Source organism: Shinella sp. GW821-FHT11G07 (genome assembly GCF_058808115.1).
The window spans coordinates 77,867-97,487 of the sequence record NZ_JBXARJ010000004.1; the positions used below are offsets into that span (position 1 = coordinate 77,867).

At 63.9% G+C, this 19,621-nt stretch carries 21 protein-coding genes; 5 read left to right on the forward strand and 16 right to left on the reverse strand.

Going from position 1 to position 19,621, the window contains the following annotated elements:
• Nucleotides 1-93: 93 nt before the first annotated feature.
• On the forward strand, nucleotides 94-597 hold the full coding sequence (gene hpaR / locus AC1RT2_RS09395) for a homoprotocatechuate degradation operon regulator HpaR (RefSeq protein WP_069060970.1): 504 nt from the start codon (nucleotides 94-96) through the stop codon (nucleotides 595-597).
• A gap of 3 nt (nucleotides 598-600) precedes the next feature.
• Here the strand turns inward: hpaR and AC1RT2_RS09400 are convergent, their stop codons facing one another.
• Genes AC1RT2_RS09400 through AC1RT2_RS09415 form a run of 4 tightly spaced genes read right to left on the reverse strand, consistent with a single transcriptional unit; the run spans nucleotide 601 to nucleotide 4,665 of the window.
• Nucleotides 601-1,956, reverse strand: a complete 1,356-nt coding sequence (locus tag AC1RT2_RS09400) for an aspartate aminotransferase family protein (protein WP_493101387.1) — start codon at nucleotides 1,954-1,956, stop codon at nucleotides 601-603.
• Between the two features lie 17 nt (nucleotides 1,957-1,973).
• The gene (locus AC1RT2_RS09405) at nucleotides 1,974-2,618 is read right to left on the reverse strand and encodes an HAD family hydrolase (RefSeq protein ID WP_493101389.1); all 645 of its coding nucleotides are present in this window, start codon (nucleotides 2,616-2,618) and stop codon (nucleotides 1,974-1,976) included.
• The gene (locus AC1RT2_RS09410) at nucleotides 2,615-3,877 is read right to left on the reverse strand and encodes a Tm-1-like ATP-binding domain-containing protein (RefSeq protein WP_493101391.1); all 1,263 of its coding nucleotides are present in this window, start codon (nucleotides 3,875-3,877) and stop codon (nucleotides 2,615-2,617) included. Before AC1RT2_RS09410 ends, AC1RT2_RS09405 begins: the two co-directional genes overlap by 4 nt.
• Nucleotides 3,874-4,665, reverse strand: a complete 792-nt coding sequence (locus tag AC1RT2_RS09415) for an IclR family transcriptional regulator (RefSeq protein ID WP_493101393.1) — start codon at nucleotides 4,663-4,665, stop codon at nucleotides 3,874-3,876. The genes AC1RT2_RS09410 and AC1RT2_RS09415 overlap by 4 nt, the downstream gene beginning before the upstream one ends.
• A gap of 204 nt (nucleotides 4,666-4,869) precedes the next feature.
• Here AC1RT2_RS09415 and AC1RT2_RS09420 point away from each other — a divergent pair, with 204 nt between their 5' ends.
• Nucleotides 4,870-6,315: an APC family permease gene (locus AC1RT2_RS09420; RefSeq protein ID WP_493101395.1), complete on the forward strand. Its 1,446-nt coding sequence runs from the start codon at nucleotides 4,870-4,872 to the stop codon at nucleotides 6,313-6,315.
• A gap of 52 nt (nucleotides 6,316-6,367) precedes the next feature.
• Nucleotides 6,368-7,849: an aldehyde dehydrogenase gene (locus AC1RT2_RS09425; RefSeq protein WP_493101397.1), complete on the forward strand. Its 1,482-nt coding sequence runs from the start codon at nucleotides 6,368-6,370 to the stop codon at nucleotides 7,847-7,849.
• Between the two features lie 3 nt (nucleotides 7,850-7,852).
• Here AC1RT2_RS09425 and hpaI read toward each other — a convergent pair whose 3' ends face one another.
• From hpaI to AC1RT2_RS09470, 9 genes are all read right to left on the reverse strand, one after another.
• On the reverse strand, nucleotides 7,853-8,659 hold the full coding sequence (hpaI, locus tag AC1RT2_RS09430) for a 4-hydroxy-2-oxoheptanedioate aldolase (RefSeq protein WP_493101399.1): 807 nt from the start codon (nucleotides 8,657-8,659) through the stop codon (nucleotides 7,853-7,855).
• A 14-nt stretch (nucleotides 8,660-8,673) separates the two neighbouring features.
• Entirely contained in the window at nucleotides 8,674-9,477 is an 804-nt protein-coding gene (gene hpaH / locus AC1RT2_RS09435) for a 2-oxo-hept-4-ene-1,7-dioate hydratase (protein ID WP_069060978.1), read from the reverse strand.
• Nucleotides 9,474-10,352, reverse strand: a complete 879-nt coding sequence (locus AC1RT2_RS09440; RefSeq protein ID WP_493101401.1) for a fumarylacetoacetate hydrolase family protein — start codon at nucleotides 10,350-10,352, stop codon at nucleotides 9,474-9,476. Before AC1RT2_RS09440 ends, hpaH begins: the two co-directional genes overlap by 4 nt.
• A 9-nt stretch (nucleotides 10,353-10,361) precedes the next feature.
• Nucleotides 10,362-11,762, reverse strand: coding sequence for a pyridoxal phosphate-dependent decarboxylase family protein (locus AC1RT2_RS09445; RefSeq protein WP_493101403.1), 1,401 nt, complete (start codon nucleotides 11,760-11,762; stop codon nucleotides 10,362-10,364).
• Between the two features lie 62 nt (nucleotides 11,763-11,824).
• Nucleotides 11,825-12,805 carry a 3,4-dihydroxyphenylacetate 2,3-dioxygenase gene (gene hpaD / locus AC1RT2_RS09450; protein ID WP_493101405.1) on the reverse strand — a complete coding sequence of 327 codons (981 nt, stop codon included), beginning with the start codon at nucleotides 12,803-12,805 and terminating at the stop codon, nucleotides 11,825-11,827.
• A gap of 60 nt (nucleotides 12,806-12,865) precedes the next feature.
• Nucleotides 12,866-14,383, reverse strand: a complete 1,518-nt coding sequence (gene hpaE / locus AC1RT2_RS09455; RefSeq protein WP_493101407.1) for a 5-carboxymethyl-2-hydroxymuconate semialdehyde dehydrogenase — start codon at nucleotides 14,381-14,383, stop codon at nucleotides 12,866-12,868.
• Nucleotides 14,384-14,393: 10 nt separating this feature from the next.
• Nucleotides 14,394-14,780, reverse strand: a complete 387-nt coding sequence (locus tag AC1RT2_RS09460; RefSeq protein ID WP_493101409.1) for a 5-carboxymethyl-2-hydroxymuconate Delta-isomerase — start codon at nucleotides 14,778-14,780, stop codon at nucleotides 14,394-14,396.
• A gap of 73 nt (nucleotides 14,781-14,853) precedes the next feature.
• Nucleotides 14,854-15,366 (reverse strand): flavin reductase, encoded by a 513-nt coding sequence (locus AC1RT2_RS09465; protein ID WP_493101411.1) that lies wholly within the window; start codon nucleotides 15,364-15,366, stop codon nucleotides 14,854-14,856.
• A gap of 10 nt (nucleotides 15,367-15,376) precedes the next feature.
• Nucleotides 15,377-16,936 carry a 4-hydroxyphenylacetate 3-hydroxylase N-terminal domain-containing protein gene (locus AC1RT2_RS09470; protein WP_493101413.1) on the reverse strand — a complete coding sequence of 520 codons (1,560 nt, stop codon included), beginning with the start codon at nucleotides 16,934-16,936 and terminating at the stop codon, nucleotides 15,377-15,379.
• 92 nt (nucleotides 16,937-17,028) lie between these two features.
• Here AC1RT2_RS09470 and AC1RT2_RS09475 point away from each other — a divergent pair, with 92 nt between their 5' ends.
• On the forward strand, nucleotides 17,029-17,910 hold the full coding sequence (locus AC1RT2_RS09475) for a helix-turn-helix domain-containing protein (RefSeq protein WP_493101415.1): 882 nt from the start codon (nucleotides 17,029-17,031) through the stop codon (nucleotides 17,908-17,910).
• On the opposite strand, the gene AC1RT2_RS09480 is transcribed toward AC1RT2_RS09475, so the two are convergent.
• Nucleotides 17,911-18,198, reverse strand: a complete 288-nt coding sequence (locus AC1RT2_RS09480) for a DUF2218 domain-containing protein (RefSeq protein ID WP_493101417.1) — start codon at nucleotides 18,196-18,198, stop codon at nucleotides 17,911-17,913. It abuts the gene before it with no gap.
• Nucleotides 18,198-18,755: a PadR family transcriptional regulator gene (locus tag AC1RT2_RS09485; protein ID WP_493101419.1), complete on the reverse strand. Its 558-nt coding sequence runs from the start codon at nucleotides 18,753-18,755 to the stop codon at nucleotides 18,198-18,200. Before AC1RT2_RS09485 ends, AC1RT2_RS09480 begins: the two co-directional genes overlap by 1 nt.
• Nucleotides 18,756-18,884: 129 nt before the next feature.
• On the opposite strand from AC1RT2_RS09485, the gene tsaA reads away from it, so the two are divergent.
• Complete coding sequence (gene tsaA, locus AC1RT2_RS09490; protein ID WP_493101421.1) at nucleotides 18,885-19,406, forward strand: tRNA (N6-threonylcarbamoyladenosine(37)-N6)-methyltransferase TrmO; 522 nt, start codon at nucleotides 18,885-18,887, stop codon at nucleotides 19,404-19,406.
• Here the strand turns inward: tsaA and AC1RT2_RS09495 are convergent.
• A complete protein-coding gene (locus AC1RT2_RS09495) occupies nucleotides 19,403-19,612 on the reverse strand; it encodes a TOBE domain-containing protein (RefSeq protein WP_493101423.1) in 210 nt (69 codons plus the stop codon). The genes tsaA and AC1RT2_RS09495 overlap by 4 nt on opposite strands.
• Between the last annotated feature and the right edge of the window lie 9 nt (nucleotides 19,613-19,621).

Below are 19,621 nucleotides of genomic sequence, written 5' to 3' on the forward strand. Positions count from 1 at the left end.
ACGCTAGCATGCCGGCCGGCCGCAATCGATCCGTCCTCTGTCTGATACCGCCTCGCGATTGCATGAACTTGAAAAATCACGGATAGAGGCAGGATGACGAAGGATGCCCCGGCGGACATGAACAATCCCAAAAAGACAAAGGACACCACGCCGCGCGAGCGCCGGCGTTCACTGGCGATCGGCCTCCTGAAGGCCCGCGAGGCGGTGATGAGCCATTTCCGGCCGATCCTTGCCGATCACGACGTTACCGAGCAGCAATGGCGGGTGCTGCGCGCACTGTCCGAGGCAGGCCAGCTCGATGCCACGGAGGTGGCGGAGAAAGCCTTCATTCTCGCACCCAGCCTCACGCGCATGCTGCGCTCCCTTGAAGAGCGCGGATTGATTACGCGGGAGAAGGACGAGGCAGACGGTCGCCGGGTGCTGCTGGCGCTCGCACCCGCCGGTCAGGCCGTCATCGACGAGGTGATGCCGGATTCGCGCCGCGTCTATGCGGATATCGACGCACGCTTTGGCGCCAAGCGTGTCGATGCGCTTCTCGACATGCTGGAGGAACTCGCCGCCCTCAAGCTCGATGGCAAGGCGGGCGGCGAGGAGTAGCGGTCAGCGCGCGACCTTGGCGAGACCGGCGTCGAGCGCTGCGACGATGCGCTCCACATCCGTCGCGGTAATGATGAGCGGCGGAGACAGGATGATGTTGGCGCCGGAGGTGCGCACCATCACACCGGCATCGTAGGTGCCCTCATAGATCGTCGCGACGACATCCTTTGCAGCCGACGCCTTGGTCTTGCGGTCGGCGACGAGTTCGAGCGCGCACATCAGCCCCTTTCCGCGCACGTCGCCGATGATCTCGTGTTTCGCCTTCAGTCCTTCGAGCCCGGCCATCAGTTCCAAACCGCGCGCGGCGGCATTCGTCGCGACATCGGCGCGCCTGGTTTCCTTCAGTGTCGCCAAAGCCGCCGCCGCACCCACCGGATGGCCGGAATAGGTGTAACCGTGGCCGATCGCGCCAAAACTGTTCTTGTTGGCCTCGAAGGTCTCCGCGATCCTGTCGGCGATCATCACCGCGCCGAAGGGGAAATAGCCATTGGTGATGGCCTTCGCGGTGGACATGAAGTCGGGCTTGACGCCCCAGAGGCGGGATCCGGTCCAGGCGCCGGTGCGGCCGAAGGCGGTGATCACCTCGTCGGCGATCAGCAGGATGCCGTGCCGGTCGCAGATGTCGCGCATCAGCGGCATGAATGTCTCGTGCGGCACGATCACGCCACCGGCACCCAGCACCGGTTCCATGATGAGGGCTGCGATCGTATCGGCGCCCTGGAAGGCGATCTCATCCTCAAACTGTTTGGCGATGAGGCTTGCCAGTGTCGCCGGATCCTCGGTGCCGAAGGGATTGCGGTAGAGATAGGGGCTTGCCAAATGCGTGACGCCGGGCAGCAGCGGTTCGTAGTTGCGGCGGAAATTGGCGTTGCCGTTGACCGACGCGCCGCCGAAATGAGTGCCGTGATAGCCCTTCTTCAGCGCGATGAACTTCGTGCGTTCCGGCTGGCCGTTGATCTTGTGATACTGGCGGGCGAGGCGCAGGCAGGTTTCCACCGAATCCGAGCCGCCCGAGGTGAAGAAGGCGCGTGTCAGCCCGTCCTCCTTGAACCATTCGGCCAGCTCGTACGACAGCTCGATCAGCGGCGAGTTGGTCGTGCCGCGGAAGGTGGAATAGTAGGGTAGCTGGTCGAGCTGGTCGCGGATTGCCGCTTTCACCGGCTCGCAGGAATAGCCGAGATTGACGTTCCACAGGCCGCCGACCGCATCGAGCACGGTCTTGCCTTGCAGGTCGGTGATCTCGACGCCTGCCGCGGCGTTGACGATTTTTGGCGGATTGGCGCGCATTTCCGCCGGGTGCGCCATGGGATGCCAGAGGTGGCGGGCATTGTTCTCAACGAGGAAATTGGTTTCACGCATGGGGCTTCTCCGGTTTTCTAGAGGCCGAGCATCGCTCTGGCTTCAGCATAACTTTCGGCGGGGCGGGTGACGTCGAAATGCACATTGGGCAGGCCAACCGCATCGGCGCCCTCGATGTTCTTCTTCTGGTCGTCGACGAAGACGCAGTCCGCTTTATCGACGCCGACATCGCGGATTGCCTGTTCATAGGCGCGCGGGTCGGGTTTCAGGATACCGGTATAGGTGGCGTCGACGATGACGTCGAAGAGATCGATCAGCGGAAAGCGCTTGCGGAAATCGACGCCGTAGAAGAGATCGAGTTCGTTGGAGAGGATGGCGAGCTTCACGCCGGCGGCCTTTGCCGCAAGGATCGTCTGGCGCGCTTCCGGCCGCAAGACGAGATCCGGTTCGGCGCCGCGGGCACGCTGGACGAAGGTCTTCATGTCCGTCCAGTCCTCGCCGATCAGCCGGCCTGTCTCGCGGGTGCGCTCCATCCAGTAATCGCGCTCGGTGATTTCGCGGTTCTGCATGCGCTGCCAGAGCGGGTCGGTCGCTGGATCGAACGGTCCCTTCCAGGTGAGCGTGCCGGGGGCGAGCCCCAGAGCGCGCTCGGTAACGACATGCGTTTCGAACAGCGTTCGGGTGACGACGCCGCCGAAATCGAGGATCAGCGCCTTCGTCATGCCGCTTCCGCCTTTCCACTCGGCACCACGCGGCGTGCAACCCAGCCGTCGAAAATTTCCAGCGCTTTCGCCGAAAAGGCAGGGTCGTTGATATGGGCGTTTATCTCGTGCAGCGCGACTGACACAGGCAGCGCCGAACGGAAGGCCTCGACGAGCGTAAAAAGCCCATCCGGATCGTGCAACGGCTCCTCCGGCTTGTCCCATTCCTGAATGCCGCCGGCAGGCAGGATGAAGGCGGTTTCACCTGTCGCAGCCGCAAGTTTTTCCGCGACCACGCGGGCGATATCCCGGCGGCCGTCATTGTCGGTGGTGACCGAGCCCAGCAGGCGATTGTGCGCGTGGTACGGCCGGTCGGCAAGCGATGTGGGCAGGTCGCGCCAGGCCTGGAGGTCCACCATGTCGAGACCGCCGGGTGCGACGATCTGCGGGATGCCCCGCCGGCCGGCATTTTCCAGCCGGTCCGGTCCGGAGGTGACGCAGGTGCCGTTCAGGTGGTTGTTGACCTCCTGCGTGCAGAAATCGAAGACCGCCGCAAAACCGCCCTCGGCGGCGATCGCCTCGAAGGCGCGCCCGCCCATGCCGGTGGCGTGGAAGACGGCGACGTCGTAGCCGCGCTTTTCCAGCGCCGGCTGGAGGTGCTTCATGTACTTAAGGCAGCTCGAGCCGAGCGAGGTCATGCCGATGAGCGGCCGGTCGCCGGCCGGGCGGACGCTGAACCGGGCCGCGCCGACGACGGCGCCGCAAGCCTGTGAAAGCACGGACTTGCAGATCGGGTTGAGGCCGTGCAGCCCACCGGCCCAGAGGATCATCATAAGGTCGGGGGCGATGCGCTCCGGCGGGATGAGGTGGGAATAGGCGATGGTCGAGACGACGAATTTCGGCACGCCAAGCGGAAGGCAGGCGGCGACATCCAACGCGAGGTCCGTGCCCATGGAGCCACCGAGCAGGATCACGCCGTCCACCTTGCCGTCGTCAAACAGCTTGCGGGTGAGTGTTGCGGCCCCCTTGGCCATCAGCGCCATGGCGCTGTACTCGTCGCCGCTCGTCGCGATCGCTTCGATCGTCGTTTCCGCTGCTGCGGCGATGTCGTGGCGCGTAAAATCCGGCTGGTAGGGCGGGTCGGCGAGCACGCTGACGTCGACCAGCACTGGCCGCCCGCCGGCGGTGCGGATCACCTCCGCCATGAACTGCAACTCGTCCGCCTTCGTATCGCCGGTGCCGAAGACGAGGATGTTCGGCACCTTGGGTTCGTCGCTCATGGTCTCATTCCCCTGATCATTTTGAGCGGGGCGCTTGGTGCACCCTCGTTTCCGTTCAATCGCGCCGAAAGCCGGTCGGCGGCGTCCGCCACCTTGAGGCCCAGTTCCTCAAGATGCGGCGCGTCGATGCGCACGTCCGGTGCGGCGATGGCGAGTGTGGCAATGGGCCGGCGGTCGGCGCCGAGCACGGCCGCCGCGACGCTGACGACGCCGGCTTCGAGCCCGTTGCGGTTGATCGACCAGCCGCGCTTGCGGGTCTCGTCGAGGCGCTGGCGAAGCGTTGGGAGATCCGTGACGGTGGCATCCGTGAAGGCTTCGAGGGGTTCCTTGAGCAAGGCCTCGGCGGCATCGCGTGGCAAAGGCGCAAGGAAGGCGAGGCCGGAGGCGGTGGCGTGCAGCGGCAGGGTGATGCCGACATCGACGATGACGCGGTGCGCCTTGGAGCAATCCTCGACATGCAGCGAATGCAGCGCACCGCCGGAAAATTCCGCGAGATGGCAGGTTTCACCCGTCGCTTGCGCCAGTTCCTTGACGAAGGGAATGGCGGCGCGCAGCAGCGGCACGCGGGCCTCGCGAATGCGGGCGAGCCGCACCGGGGTAGCACCGATGCGGTAGCGGCGCGTCACGGTGTCCTGTTCCAGAAAACCGTGTGCCTCCAGTTCCACCAGCATGCGCCGCGTCGTCGCCTTGTCCATGCCGGCGAGCCGGGCAAGCTCGGAAAGTCCCTTTTCCTCCTCCTCGGCGGCCACCAGGTTCAGCAGCGCGAGGGCCTTTGCGACAGTGCTCACGACTCCTCCAATTACTTAACATGCGAAATAACTTGACAGCAGTCAGGCAAGTTTGCAAGTCTATATTTAAACTACCGGTTTAATATTTGAACCGAAATCAGATCCGGCAAACCGGACATTTTTGCAGCGTTTTGGCCAATCGGCCCCCGCGTCCGGAAAGGAGGTTCCGGTCGCGCTTCACCACTGCATGAAGGGGAACGTATCATGACAGACAGCATTTCATCGGGCGACAACCGCCTCAGAAAGGACAGTCTCGGCGCTTTGGCCGTGACCTTCCTCGTCGTTTCCGCCGCCGCACCGCTGACGGCGGTCGCGGGCGGCGTTCCGCTTGCCATGTTGCTCGGCAACGGCGCCGGCATGCCGGCCACCTTCCTGGCGGTGACGGTCATCCTGCTGCTCTTTGCCGTCGGCTATGTCGCCATGGCGCGGCATATCCGCAATGCCGGCGCGTTCTATGCCTATACGACGCAGGGTTTTGGCGGTTATGTCGGCGGGGCGGCGGCGCTCATCGCCATCCTGTCCTACAATGCCATGCAGATCGGCATTTTCGGCCTGTTCGGCGCCATCACCGCCGGCTTCTTCGCCGGCCTCGGCATAGACCTGCCGTGGTGGGTCTATACGTTCCTCGGCATCGCCGCCGTCGCGGTGCTCGGCTACCGCCGGGTCGATCTTTCGGCCAAGATCCTGACGGTGCTCGTCGTGCTCGAATATCTCGTCGTGCTGGTCATCGATTTCGCGGTGATCGGCACGGGCGGAGACAGCGGTCTTTCGCTTGCGCCCTTCAGTACGGATGCCTTCTTCTCCGGCTCGCCGGCAATCGGCCTGCTGTTCGGCTTCGCCGCCTTCATCGGCTTCGAGGCGACGACGATCTATAGCGAAGAGGCACGCGAGCCGCACCGCGCCATCCCGATCGCCACCTATGCCTCGGTGCTGCTGATCGGCCTCTTCTACATGTTCACCTCCTGGCTGATGGTGAATGCCGCCGGTTACGAAAAGCTCCTGCCGGAACTGCAGGGACTGGCTGATCCGACGACCTTCCTCTTCGTGATTTCCGAGCGCTATGTCGGCGCCTGGTTGTCGCCGATCATGAATATCCTGCTGATCACCAGCCTGTTTGCCGGCGTTCTGGCCTTCCACAACGGTGTCGCACGCTACATGTATGTCGCGGGTCGCGAACGGCTGCTGCCGGCCGGCCTCGGCGTCACCCATCCGGCCTTCCAGAGCCCGCATGTCGCCTCCCTCGTCCAGACGGCGATTGCCGTTGCCGTCATCGCGCTCTTTGCGGTCACGGGGCAGGATCCGGTGCTGGCACTGTTTTCCTGGATGACCAATGTCGGCACGCTCGGCGTCATCGTGTTGATGGCGATGACGGCCTTCGCCATCGTCGTCTTCTTCAGCCGCAATCCGGGGCTCGAAAAGAATGTGCTGACGACAAAGGTGGTACCGGCCGTCACGGGCCTCATCCTGCTGGCCGTCATCGTCACGATCGTGCGCAATTTCGGCGACCTCGCCGGCGCCAGCGGGGCGCTTGCGATCATCCTGCCGGGCCTTGTCCTGCTGGCCGCGCTGCTCGGCCTCGTGCTGGCCATGCGTCTCAAGGGCGCCGATCCCGCATCCTATGCCCGCCTTGGCCTCGGTCAGGCAAACTGACAAGATTGCGGGCGGCTGTTCCGAGCCGCCCGCCCGAAGGAAAGGGAAGACCATGCAGGACCGCATCGACCACGAACGCCAGCGCCTCGCCAGTCCGGGAAAACTCTTCATCGGCGGCGGCTGGACCGATGCGGCGGACGGCCGGCGCTTGCCGACCCTGTCACCCCTCGACGGCCGGGAATTGACCACGATCGCCGATGGCGGGGCGGAGGATGTAGATCGTGCGGTGCGGGCGGCTAGGGCCGCCTTCGACAAGGGCGTATGGTCCCGCGCAGCCCCCGCCGAGCGCAGGAAGGTGTTGCTGCGCGTTGCCGAGCTGATCGAGAAACATGCCCTGGAACTGGCCGTGCTCGGCGTGCGCGACAACGGCACGGAAATCCAGATGGCGCTGAAGGCCGAGCCCGGCAGCGCCGCCGGCACGTTCCGCTACTATGCCGAGGCGATCGACAAGGTCTACGGCGAGATCGCACCCACGGCGGAAAATGTGCTCGGCCTCATCCATCGCGAACCGGTGGGTGTGGTCGGCGCTATCGTGCCGTGGAATTTCCCGTTGATGATCGGCGCCTGGAAGATCGCGCCGGCGCTTGCGGCCGGCAATTCCGTGGTGCTGAAACCGGCGGAAATCGCTTCGCTCAGCCTGCTGCGCCTTGCCGAACTCTGCGCCGAGGCGGGATTGCCGGACGGCGTTCTCAATGTCGTCACCGGCCGCGGGCAGGTGGCGGGCGAGGCGCTCGGCCTGCACATGGATGTCGACGTGCTGGTCTTCACTGGCTCCGGCCCGGTTGGCCGGCGGCTGCTCGAATATTCCGCCCGCTCCAACCTGAAGCGGGTCTATCTGGAGCTTGGCGGCAAGTCGCCGAACATTGTCTTTGCCGATGCGCCGGACCTCGACAAGGCGGCGAAAACCTCGGCCTACGGTATCTTCCGCAATGCCGGACAGGTCTGTGTCGCCGGCTCACGGCTGCTGGTCGAAAAATCGATCCACGCGGACTTCACCGCCCGCCTCGTCGCGATCACGGAGGCGATGACGCTCGGTGATCCGCTTGATCTGGCAACCGAAGCCGGTGCCGTCTCGAGTGAGGCGCAACTCCTGAAGGACATCGCCTTCATCGAGGATGCCGCACGTGAGGGCGCGACGCTGCGCACCGGCGGCAAGCGGCTGTTTGAGGAGACGGGCGGCTATTTCCTCCAGCCGACGATCTTCGACGGCGTGTCACCGGATATGCGCATCGCCCGCGAAGAAGTTTTCGGCCCGGTCCTGTCGGTCATTCCCTTCGAGGACGAAGCGGAGGCCGTGCGGATCGCCAATGGTACGGACTACGGCCTTGCCTCGGCGGTGTGGACCGGCAACCTCTCCCGCGCCCACCGCATGGTGCGGCAGGTCAAGGCCGGCGTCGTGCATGTCAACACCTATGGCGGCGCGGACAATACGGTGCCGCTCGGTGGCATGCGCCAGTCCGGCAACGGCTATGACAAGTCGTTGCACGCGCTCGACAAATATACCGAGCTGAAGACCGCCTGGATCCAGCTCTGAGGATCAGTAGACCTTGGCGGTCGCGGGGGCCTTGGCGGGCTCGGCGGCCTTGAAGTCGGCGAGCAGCTTCGTCGTGGCATTGGCGAGCAGCGTGACGTCGTTGCCGATGGCGACGAAGGTGGCGCCAAGCTCGAGGTAGCGTTTGGCGAGGCCGAGATCGCCGATCAGGATGCCTGCCGCCTTGCCGTGCGACTGGATCTTGAGGAGCGCCTTCTCCACTTCGGCCTGCACTTCCGGCGCACCGGGCCTGCCCAGAAAGCCCATGTCGGCGGCAAGATCGGCCGGGCCGATGAAGACGCCGTCGACGCCCTCCGTGCCGGCGATAGCGTCCAGCGCGTCGAGGCCGGCGCGGCTTTCGACCTGCAGCAGCAGGCAGACCTCGTCATTGGCGGTCTGGAGATAATCCGTCGTGCGGTTGAAGGCGGAGGCTCTCGCAAGGGCTGCGCCGACGCCACGCACGCCGTGCGGCGGATAGCGCACGGCCTTCACCATCGTCTCCGCCATGGCCTTGCTGTCGACCATCGGGATAAGCAACGTCTGTGCGCCGATATCGAGCAGCTGCTTGACGATCCAGGTCTCGCCGATTGGCGGGCGGATGACGGCGTGGCTCGCCGTGCCTTTCATCGCCTGAAGCTGCGAGACGAGCAGCGGCACATCGTTCGGCGCGTGCTCGGCGTCGAGCAACAGCCAGTCGTAGCCGGCGTCCGCGCAGATCTCGACTGTGTAGGGATTGGCGAGCGCCTGCCAGAGCCCGATCTGCGCGCGGCCTTCCTTCAGCGCCTGCTTGAAGCGGTTCTTTGGAGCGGGCATGGGGGAAATTCCTTCTATGCGAAGAACAGGCTGACGGTGCCGTAGGGACCGAAGTCGCCGACGATCGTATCGCCATGGCGGGCTTCGATCGGGCGGATGAAGGAACCGGCCAGCACGATCTGTCCCGCCTCGATACCGTCGCCATATTGCGCCAGCCGATTGGCGAGCCAGGCGACGCCCCGGGCCGGTTGGTTGAGCACGCCGGCGCCGAGCCCGGTTTCCTCGACCTCCGCATTGCGGCTGACGATGGCGCCCATCCAGCGCATGTCGATCTCACCGGGTCGTACCGCACGGCCGCCCGTGACGATGCCGGCATTGGCGGCATTGTCGGAAATCGTGTCGAAGATGGTGCGGGCCTTCTTTGTCTCGGGATCGACGCGCAGGATGCGCGTGTCGAGGATTTCGAGTGCGGGCGTTACATAGTCGGTGGCGTTCAACACGTCGAAGACGGTGACGCCGGGGCCTTTCAGCGGGGCCTTCATGACGAAGGCGATCTCGGCCTCGACGCGCGGCTGGATGAAGCGGCCCGCCGGCACCGTCGCGCCGTCTTCGAAGACCATGTCGTCGAAGAGCACGCCGGAATCGGGGATGTCGATGTTCAGCGCATATTGCATCGCCTTGGAGGTGAGGCCGATCTTCCAGCCGATGACCTTGCGGCCGTCGGCGATCTTCTTCTTCACCCAGGCGCCCTGGATCGCATAGGCGTCGTCCATGCTGATCGCGGGGTGTTTCAGCGAGAGCAGGCCGGTCTGGATGCGGGTGCGCTCGGCCGCGTCGAGGCTTTCTGCGGCAAGTCGAATGTCGTCCGGCGTCATCATGGTTGAACCTCATCGGCAATGGTGTTGCGCAGCAGGCCGATGCCCTCGGCCTCGATCTCGACCACATCGCCGGGCTTCAGCCAGATCGGCGGATCGAAGCGTGCGCCAGCGCCAGTCGGCGTGCCGCAGACGATGATGTCACCCGGCACCAGCGTCGTGAAGGTGGAGATATAATTGATGATCTTGCGGAAGGAGAAGATCATCCGGCTGGTGCGATCGCTCTGGCGCACTTCGCCATTGACGCGGGTTTCGAGCTTGATGTCGGCCAACTGGCTTTCATCCGTATAGGGCACCAGCCAGGGGCCGATGGAGCCGGTCGCGTCGAAATTCTTGCCTTGGGTGACGTTGAATTTTGCATGCCGCACCCAGTCGCGGATCGTGCCTTCGTTGCAGAGCGAAAGGGCCGCGATATGGTTCAATGCATCGGCTTCCGCAATGCGCCGGCCGCCCTTGCCGATCACGATGACGATTTCGCCCTCATAGTCGAGCTGCGGGCTTTCCGGCGGGCGGATCAGCGGGCGGTCGTGGCCGGTGAAGGAGCGCGGGAAGCGGATGAACAGGGAGGGATTGGAAGGGGCGGCCTGGCCGTCCTTGTATTCCTCGTTGCGGTCCGGAAAGTTCACGCCGACGCAGATGATCTTTTCCGGCGCGGGAACAGAGATTTCGTAGACGATGTCGGCGAGCGCATGGTCGGCGGGAAGCGACGCCGCCTCCTCCGCCAGGCTGGCCAGCGCACCAGCCTCGATCACCTCGCGCAATGTCGGCCAGCGTTCACCGTGGAGGACGGAAAGGTCGACGATGCCATCGGATTTGACGAGCCCGTATTTCAGGATGCCCTGATGGGAAAAGCCGGCGAGGCGGGGCCGTTCGGTCACGGTTGTCTCCTATTTCACTGTGCGGGCGATCTCGGTGATCACCGTGAAGGCGGTGTCGGCGTCGTCGCGGATCATCTCGAACTGTCCCGCCTGGAAGCGGATGGCGATGCGGCCATCGACGCGGGTCTGCGTCAGGTAGATGCGGCCATCGTCGTTGATGGCGTTGACCAGCGCGATGTTGTGCTCATCCCCGCCGCCCTTGTGGCGGAAGGAGAAGAGCGAGAGCACCGGCTGGCTGACGATTTCGAAATCCGGCTCGGCGGCCAGCCGCTTCGCCAGCTCCTCCGACCACGTCACATGGTTGCGGATCATCGTGCGCAGGCCTTCGAGCCCATGATAGCGCAGCAGGAACCACAGTTTCAGCGCGCGGAAACGGCGGCCGAGCGGCACGGACCATTCGGAATAGTTGATGATGCCGTCATGGCCATGGGTCTTGAGATATTCCGGCTGGATGGCCAGCGTGCGCACCTGGTCGGCCGGGCTGCGGATGAACTGCACCGAGCAATCGAAATTGGCGCCGAGCCATTTGTGCGGGTTGAACACGATGGAATCCGCCGCCTCGACACCGTCCCAGAGATCACGAAACTCCGGACAGATCATGGCGGAGCCCGCCCAGGCGGCATCGACATGCAGGTACAGGCCATGGGCCTTCACGACCGCAGCGATGTCGCGGATCGGGTCACAGGCGCCGATCGAGGTGCCGCCGGTGCACGCGATGACGCCGGCCGGGATGTGGCCAGCAGCAATGTCCGCTGTGATCGCGGCGTCGAGCGCATCCGGGTCCATGCCGTTCAGAGGCCCCTTGGTCGGGATGCGTACGAGGTTCGCCTCGCCGATGCCGGCGATCCAGATCGCCCGGTCGATGGAGGTGTGCACCTGTTTCGAAGCATAGACGCGAACGGCTTTGTGCGCCGAAAGACCCTCGCTGTTGCCCTTCCAGTCGAGCGCCTTTTCGCGCATCACCAGCACCGCGGCGAGCGTTGCGGTCGAGGCGGAATCCTGGATGACGCCGGAAAACGCGTCCGGCAGACCGAGCGCCTGGCGCAGCCAGTCGACCACGCGGGTTTCCAGTTCCGTTCCTGCCGGCGAGGTCTGCCACAGCATGCATTGGGCGGCGACCGATGTGGCAAGATAGTCTGCGATCACCGAGACCGGCGCGGCATTGGCCGGAAAATAGGCGAAGAAGCGCGGATGCTGCCAGTGGGTGAGGCCATCGGGAATGATGCGCTCGAAATCGGCGAAGATCGTCTCCATCGTTTCGCCGGCTTCCGGGGCAGCATCGGCGATCTGCTTGATGATGTCGCCCGGCTTGGTCTGCGCGCGCACCGGCCGTTCGCGCAGGCCAGCGCGATAATCGGCGCCCCAATCGGCAACCGTACGCGACCATTGGCGGAATTCTTCGCTGTCCATGTCTCACTCCCTTGACGGCGTTGCACTCTTCTCGGCGCTCGGGCTCCCGATTGCAATGCCCGTCAAGGGGCGATGATCGGCTGAGCCTTGAGCTGTGAATCCGAGACCTCGGTGCCGGCAAACAGGCTGCCGTGTTCGAACCAGGATTTCGGCGCCGGAGACCCCCACAACGTCTGGCGCTGCGGATCCTTCAGGTCCCATTTGATGGGTTCGAGGTCCGGGTCCACCGTCTGGTAGTCCGAGCAGTAGATCTCGATGCGGTGGCCGTCCGGATCGAGGATGTAGAGGAAGAAGGCGTTGGAAATACCGTGCCGGCCGGGGCCGCGCTCGATATTGGCGACCCAGCCGGTCGTCGCCATCAGGTCGAGCAGGTCGATGATGTTGAGCGGTGTCGGCACCCAGAAGGCGGTGTGATGCAGGCGCGGGCCGCGGCCATTGGTGAAGGCGATGTCGTGCACGCCGCCCTTGCGATGCGTCCAGGCCGCCCAGAGCCGGCCCGTTTCTTCATCCTCGGTATATTCCGTCACGCGGAAACCGATTTCGTTGTAGAAGGCGACGCTTTCGTCGACATTCGGCGAGAAGCAGTTGAAATGATCGATGCGCAGCGGTTTGACGCCGCGATAGAGCGCATATTTCTGGTGGATCGGCGGCAGGCGGTCCATTTTCGTGTAGAATTCCAGCGGAATGCCATATGGATCGCGCGTGCGGAAAGTGCGGCCCTGGTAGGGGCGCTCCACCCATTCCACCGGCAGGCCCTTGCCCTTGAAGAAATGCGCCGCCTTGTCGAGGTCTTCGTCGTCGAACACCTTGAAGCCGAGGTCGCGGGCTTCTGCCTTCTCCGATTTCTTCAGCACGATGCAATGGTGGCCGCGCTCTTCCATGGCGCGCAGGTAGATCGTGTCCGCCGTCTCGTCCGTCACCTGCAGGCCGAGCGTATCGACATAGAAGGCGCGGGATTTTGCGAGGTCGCTGACGCCGAACTCGACGTGGCTGAGCCGGATGATGTTGAAGGGCGGGTAGAGATTAGGCTGGGGTACGGGCATGGGGTCCTCCTCAAGCCCGCCTCGGCAAACGAGGACGGGCGCAGTCTTGTCTTTGGGCGATCAGCCGCCGAGTTTCGGGATGGCGTGGGAGCTTGTGGCGAAGGCGACGTTCTTCGTCTCCATATAGAAGTCGAAGGACCAGTCGCCGCCATCGCGGCCGATGCCGGAATTCTTGACCCCACCGAAGGGCGTCGGCAGGTGGCGCACATTCTCCGAATTCACCCAGATCATCCCGGCCTCGAGATGATCGGTGAAGCGGAAGGCACGCGTGACGTCCGCCGTCCAGAGATAACCGGTGAGGCCATACTGGACGTCGTTGGCGAGTGCCAATGCGTCTGCCTCGTCCTTGAAGGGGATGGCCGTCAGCACCGGTCCGAAGATTTCCTCCTGGGCGATGCGCATGGCGTTGTTTGCGCCGGTGAAGAGCGTCGGCGAGACGTAGCATCCGCCGCCCGGCCCCTCGAATTTTTCGCCGCCGGCGGCAACCGTGGCGCCTTCCTCCCGGCCGATCGCGATATATTCCAGAACCTTCTTCTCGTGCACCGGATGGATCAGCGGGCCGACGACGGTTTCGGGATCGAGCGGATGGCCGACCGTGATGCGCTTGGCTTTTTCCGCGACCAGCCCGGTGAACCTCTCGTAGATGCTCTCTTCCACCAGCAGACGGGAGGAGGAGGTGCAGCGCTCGCCGTTCAACGAATAGATCATGAAGACGGCGGCATCGGCCGCGCGCTCCAGGTCGGCATCGGCGAAGACGATGACGGGATTCTTGCCGCCGAGTTCGAAGTGCACGCGCTTCAGCGTGTCGGCGCCCTGTTTCATGATCATCGAGCCGGTGCGGCTTTCACCGACAAAGCCGATCGCCTTGATCAGCGGGTGTTCGGTGAGCGCCTTGCCGGCATCCTCGCCAAAACCGTTGACGAGGTTCCACACGCCCTTCGGCAGGCCGGCCTCTTCAGCGATCTCGACGAGCAGGCGCGCGGTCAGCGGCGAGAACTCGGCCGGCTTGTGCACGATGGTGCAGCCCGCCGCGAGCGCCGGCGCGATCTTCCACGTGGAGAGCATGAAGGGCGTGTTCCACGGGGTAATGATGCCGACCGGGCCGATCGGCACGCGGGTCGTCATGTTGACCTGGTTTTCCGTGCGCAGGGTCTTGCCGTCGCGCGCTTCCGGCGCGCGGTCTGCGAAGAAGCGGAAGTTTTCCGCCCCGCGCAGCGCGGCTTTCGCCATGAAGCGCAGCGACTGCCCGGTATCCATGCATTCGACGAAGGCGATCTCTTCTGCGCGCGCAACGATGGCATCAGCAATCTTGTACAGTAGTTTTTTCCGCGCATCGCCCGGCATCGCCGCCCAATCGGCGAAGGCGGCCTTGGCGGCCCTGGCGGCGCGGTCGATATCGGCGGCCTTGCCCTGCGCCACTTTGGCAAGCGGCTTCAGGTCGACGGGAGACATGGTCTCGAAGGTTGCGCCATCCGCAGCCGGCACGTCCTCGCCGGCAATACGGTTCGGCACGCCGTTTTGCTTGAAGCGGGCGAGATAAGCCTCCGCCTTCGTGATGTTTTCCTGAATTTTCGTCATGGGAGTCCCGTTACTTGCCGCGCAGGCGCGGATGAATGGCATTCTTCTTCCAGCTCAGTTCCGCGTCGATCTCGCGGATTTCCAGCGAAAGCGCGAAGTGCGGCGTCTCGAAGAGGGGGGCGAGCAGCCGGCTCGCCGTGGCGAAGAGCGCCTCGCCGGTGCGTTTCTTTTCTTCCGCACTGCGGCCCTTGCCGATCCGGAAGTTGAGGTCGACAAAGGCGTTTTCCGGCAGCCGATCGGCAATCGCATAGTGATCGGCGCGAAGGGTCCGCACACGCAGCGCGGCGACCTCGAAAAGCCCGGTTTCCAGCACCGTTTCCAACAGCGCCGCGCAGAGCGCGTCGAGATCGGTGCGGCCTTCGAGATTGGCCGAATATTCGACGATCAGGTGCGGCATCGTTCCTCCCGGTGCAGCTTTTTATTTAACGTGTTAAATATATGGCCGTTTGTCAAGAGGCTTCTGTCGCGTGTCAGCCGCCAAAGCTTCCCGTCTGCGTCGGCACATGCACGTAGTTGCGATCGAAATAGAGCAGTGCATGCCCGTCGCGCCGGCAGCGGATGTCCACCACCTCGCCGATGAAGATGTTGTGGGTGCCGACGAGCCGGGCTTCCGTCAACCGGCAATCGAAGGAGACGATGGCGTCCGCCAGCGCCTGGTTGCCCGAGGGCAGGTCCATCCAGTCGGCATCGGCATAACGCGCGGCCATGTCCGTCTGCTGTCCTGCGAAAGAGGCGGCGAGCGCCTTGTGTTCTTGCGTCAACACATTGACGCAGAAACGCTGGTTCTCGATGAACAGTTGCGTCTGGGCCGACCGGCTGTTCATGCAGACGAGCAGCGTCGGTGGTTCGTCCGTCACGGAGCACATGGCGGTGGCGGTAAAACCGCCACGACCCGCGTCTCCCTTGGTGGTGATCACATTGACGGGCGCGCAGACCCGCGCCATCGCGTTGCGGAATTCGGTTTTCGAGATATGGGTGTCCATGTCGCGGCCCTCATTCGGCCGCATCGCGGACAGCATCGCCACCCTGCGGTGGCAGCCAGGTATCCCCCGTCCAGCCGCTCTCGTCATAGTCGGCCATGCATTGGTCGACGAGCGCTTCCATCTCCTTCAGCCGTCCGCCGCGCTCGGCGCCCTTCAGTACCTGGAGGCGCACTTCTTCCGGTGCACCGGCATAGTTCAGCTCGTAGAGTGCATGGCGGCCGCCGAATTCCGTGCCGGTCGCGTCCCACAAGAGCTTCATGATCTTGATGCGCTCGATATGGCCCATGTCGTTCGAGCCGCGCACATATTGCGCGAGATAGCGGTCGATCTGCGGATTGGCAAAATCCTTCACGGAGGAGGGCAGGTAGATGAGGCCGGAGGCGACCGTGCGGCGCACGATATCGATGACCTTCGGATAGGCCTCCGACATGAAGGTGCGATAGCAAAGTGCGGCTTCGAGGTTCGGCAGCACCGCCCCGTTCGCCCAGGGAATGGGATTGTAGGCCATGGCGTTCGAGAAGGACCAGAACTGGTGGCGGATGGCGATCACTTCGCCGAGCATCGCCTGGTTGCCGCGGAAGGCATCGCCGCCGGTGGCGCGCAAGGCCTTGGCGAGCAGGCCGGCCAGAAAATCCATCTTCACCGCAAGCCGCGTGCAGCCCTGGAAGCAGTAGCCGTGCATGAAGCCGGAGGCCGGATGGAAGGAGAGGATTTTCGCCGCGTCGCGCAGCACCAGCACGTCCTCCCAGGGGATGAAGACATTGTCGAGCACGAGGATCGCGTCGTTCTCGTCGAAGCGCGAGGAGAGCGGGTAGTCGAAGGGGTGGGCGGCGGTGCTCGCCGTCTGTTCGTAGGAGGTGCGGCAGAACATCTTCACGCCCGGCGCATTCATCGGCACGATGAACATGACGGAGAGCGACGGGTCCTCGGTGACGGTCGCCGAACTCTGGGCGAGGAAATTATAATGCGTCAGCGCCGAGGACGTTGCGACGACCTTGGCGCCGGAGACGTAGATCCCGGCATCCGTCTCCTTGGTGATGTGCACGAAAACGTCCTTCACCGCATCGGCCGGCTTGTGGCGGTCGATCGGCGGGTTAACGATGGCGTGGTTCATGAAGAGCACGCTTTCCTGCGCGCGTTTGTGCCAGGAAAGTGCATTGTCCTTGAACGGCCCGTACCAGTCTGCGTTGGCGCCGAGCGTGTTCATCAGCGCGGCCTTGTAGTCCGCCGTGCGGCCCATCCAGCCATAGGACATGCGCGCCCAGTCGGCGATGGCGCCCTGCTGCGCGACGAGATCGGCCGCGGAATGGGCGACGCGGAAATATTTGTGCGTGTAGCCGCCGGAACCGGTGTCGGTGGGAGATGTCAGTCGTTCCTGACGCTTCGGGTCATGCAGGGCATCGTACATGCGGGCGATGGAGCGCGCCGAATTGCGCATCGCGGGGTGGGTCGTGACGTCGGCGATACGCTCGCCGTTGATATAGACCTCGCGCCCGTCCCTCAGGCTCGCGAGATATTCGGCGCCGGTGAACGGCCGGGTCTTGTCGCTACGATGGTCTTCCGCACGCATGGTGATCCTCCTCAAAATCCTGACGAACGCTAAGTCGGAGAGGCGGGCGTGGCCATGGACAAATCGGGCAATTCGCTGGTACTTTTTCCGGCATGACGGACCGCAGCGACGTCCCCACCTTCTTTGTCTATGGCGAGCCGAGCCGCGCGCTCGACGTCGGCTTCCTGCACGTCGAAACCGTCATGGAGCGAAAAAGCCTGCATTTCGGCCGCGTCGCGCCGCACAAACATCCATTTATGGGGCAGCTCACCTTTTGGTTCGCCGGGGGAGGGCGTTATCAGGTCGAAGATCGCACTTGGAATTTTTCCGCTCCGGCGATCAGCTTCGTGCCGAGCAATGTGGTGCATGGATTCGATGTCGGCGAACAGTCGGATGCCATTGTCGTTTCGATTTCGGACGACCTGCTGCGGGCCATTGGGCCGCAGGTCGATCTTGCGCTCGACGCACCGGTGCTCATCGCCGGCGAAGCAGGTGCGCCGGGCTGGAGCCGGATCGGCGCGCTGCTCGACATGGTGATGGAGGAATATCGCGGCGGCGCCGCAGCCAGCGAGCGGATGCTGGCAAGCCTCGTCGGCGCCGTGCTGTCGCTGATGGCTCGTCTCGGCGGCAATGTCGGCTTTGAGGCGGCATCACCTGTGGTGGCGCTGGGGCTGGACCTGCGCCGGGCGATCGATCGCCATTACCGCGAGGACTGGCCGGTCGCGCACTATGTCGAGCGGCTGGCGACGACGCCGCACCTGCTCGACAAGGCGGCGCGCACCGTCTTCGGCCAGACGGTGAAGGAGATGGTGCTGGAACGGCGCCTGCTGGAGGCCAAGCGCCTGTTGCGCTTTACCATTCGCCCGATGGAGGATATCGGCCGGGAGATCGGCTTCGAGGACCCGGCCTATTTTTCCCGTTTCTTCCGCAAGCGCATGGGGCTTTCGCCAACGGACTGGCGCCGGCAGAACTCGGAAGCTGCCGGCGCCGGCTGATCAGGCATCCTGCCAGTCGACGGCGAGTTCTTCGCGGAAGGCGAAGCGGACGAGGTGGCGGATGACCACGTCCTTCAACTGCTCCATGTCGTCCGCGCTCGGTGCGGTGAGATCGATATGCAGCGCGCTGCCGTCCGCCTTCAGCCGGCAATCGCCGACCGAAAAGGAAATTTCTCCGGCCTGTTCATCGAAGGTCACCGGCCGCTTGTGGGCAAAGTGTTTGCAGAGCTGCTGCAGGTAGCGGCTGGCATGCTCGGTCGGAATGGCGGTTTTGCTGGCAGTCGTCATCAGCTCTTCTCCACGGTTTTTGCAGCAAGATCGAGCGCGGCGGCAATGGCTTCCGCTGCCTCTTCGCTCAGGTCTCCGCCACGCAGGCGCAGCCGCATGGCGAGTTTCAGGTTTTCCATGGCGCGCACGACCGGTGCCGGTACGCCTTCGCGACCTCCCGGCCCCTTGCCGGCGCGGGCCATGAGTTCGTCGATCGCAGCGCGGTTGGCGGAGAGAAAGGCTTTTCCCTCCGGCGTGATGCTGTAGCGCTTGCGCCCGCCTTCCGCCGGTTCGATCACGGCATAACCCATGTCGTCGAGCCAGGAGAGCGTCGGGTAGATGACGCCCGGGCTAGGGGTGTAGCTGCCGCCGAAGCGGTCTTCGACGGTCTTGATCAGCTCATAGCCGTGGCTCGGCGCATCCGCGATGATGGCAAGCAGCAGCAGGCGCAGTTCGCCATAGTCGAACAGGCGCCCGCCATGGCGGCCGCCTCGGCCAGGGCCATGGTGCCGGCCGCGGTGGTGGGGACCCGAGTGATCGTCGGGCGGTGAAAAGTGGCGGTGAGGGCCGCATCCCATTCTGTGTCTCATGTTGCCGATATAAATCTCGATATATCGAAAATCAAGATATATCGAGATTTATATCTTTAAAAAGATTTCGGCAGCCGTTATCGTCGTATCTTAAAGAATATAGCGATGGAGATTTGCATGGTCCGGCTGAACGAAATTCGTCAAAACGAGGTCGTGGTCACACCACCAGCCACCGTGGATGCGGAACTCGTCTTCATCGGCCGGATTTCGACGCCTTGGACCTCGCGCATGGAAACGCCGCGGCAGGGGCGTCATGACGGGCCGGTTTGCACGATCGAGATTTTCGAGCCCTGGGTGCAGGCCCTTGCGGGTGTCGAGCGCTTCGAGCGGCTCGAAGTGCTCTATTGGCTGCACCAGTCGCGCCGCGACCTCGTGCTGCAAAGCCCGGCCTCGAATGGCGAGGTGCACGGCACCTTTTCGCTCCGCTCGCCCGTCAGGCCCAATCCGATCGGTACGTCGATCGTCGCCTTGGAGAAGATCGAGGGAAATCATCTCTTCGTACGTGGTCTCGACTGCCTCGACGGCACGCCGCTCATCGACGTCAAGCCGGATCGTACACTTTTCAAGCCGATCGCACCGCCGCAGAAGGGCGATTACGAGACCGGCCAAGTGCATATGTGCAAGAAGATCGACAACTAATCGTCGATGGCGACCATCACGTCTGATGCCTTGATCACCGCATAGGCCTCCTGTCCGGCGGCAAGGCCGAGATCGTTCACCGCATCGTTGGTGATCGCCGCGGTGATGATCGAGCCGCCGACATCGATACGGACATGGGCGGTGGTTGCGCCGAGAACGACTTCGACGACCTTGCCCTTGAGGCGGTTGCGTGCGCTGATCTTCATCGTGTTTCT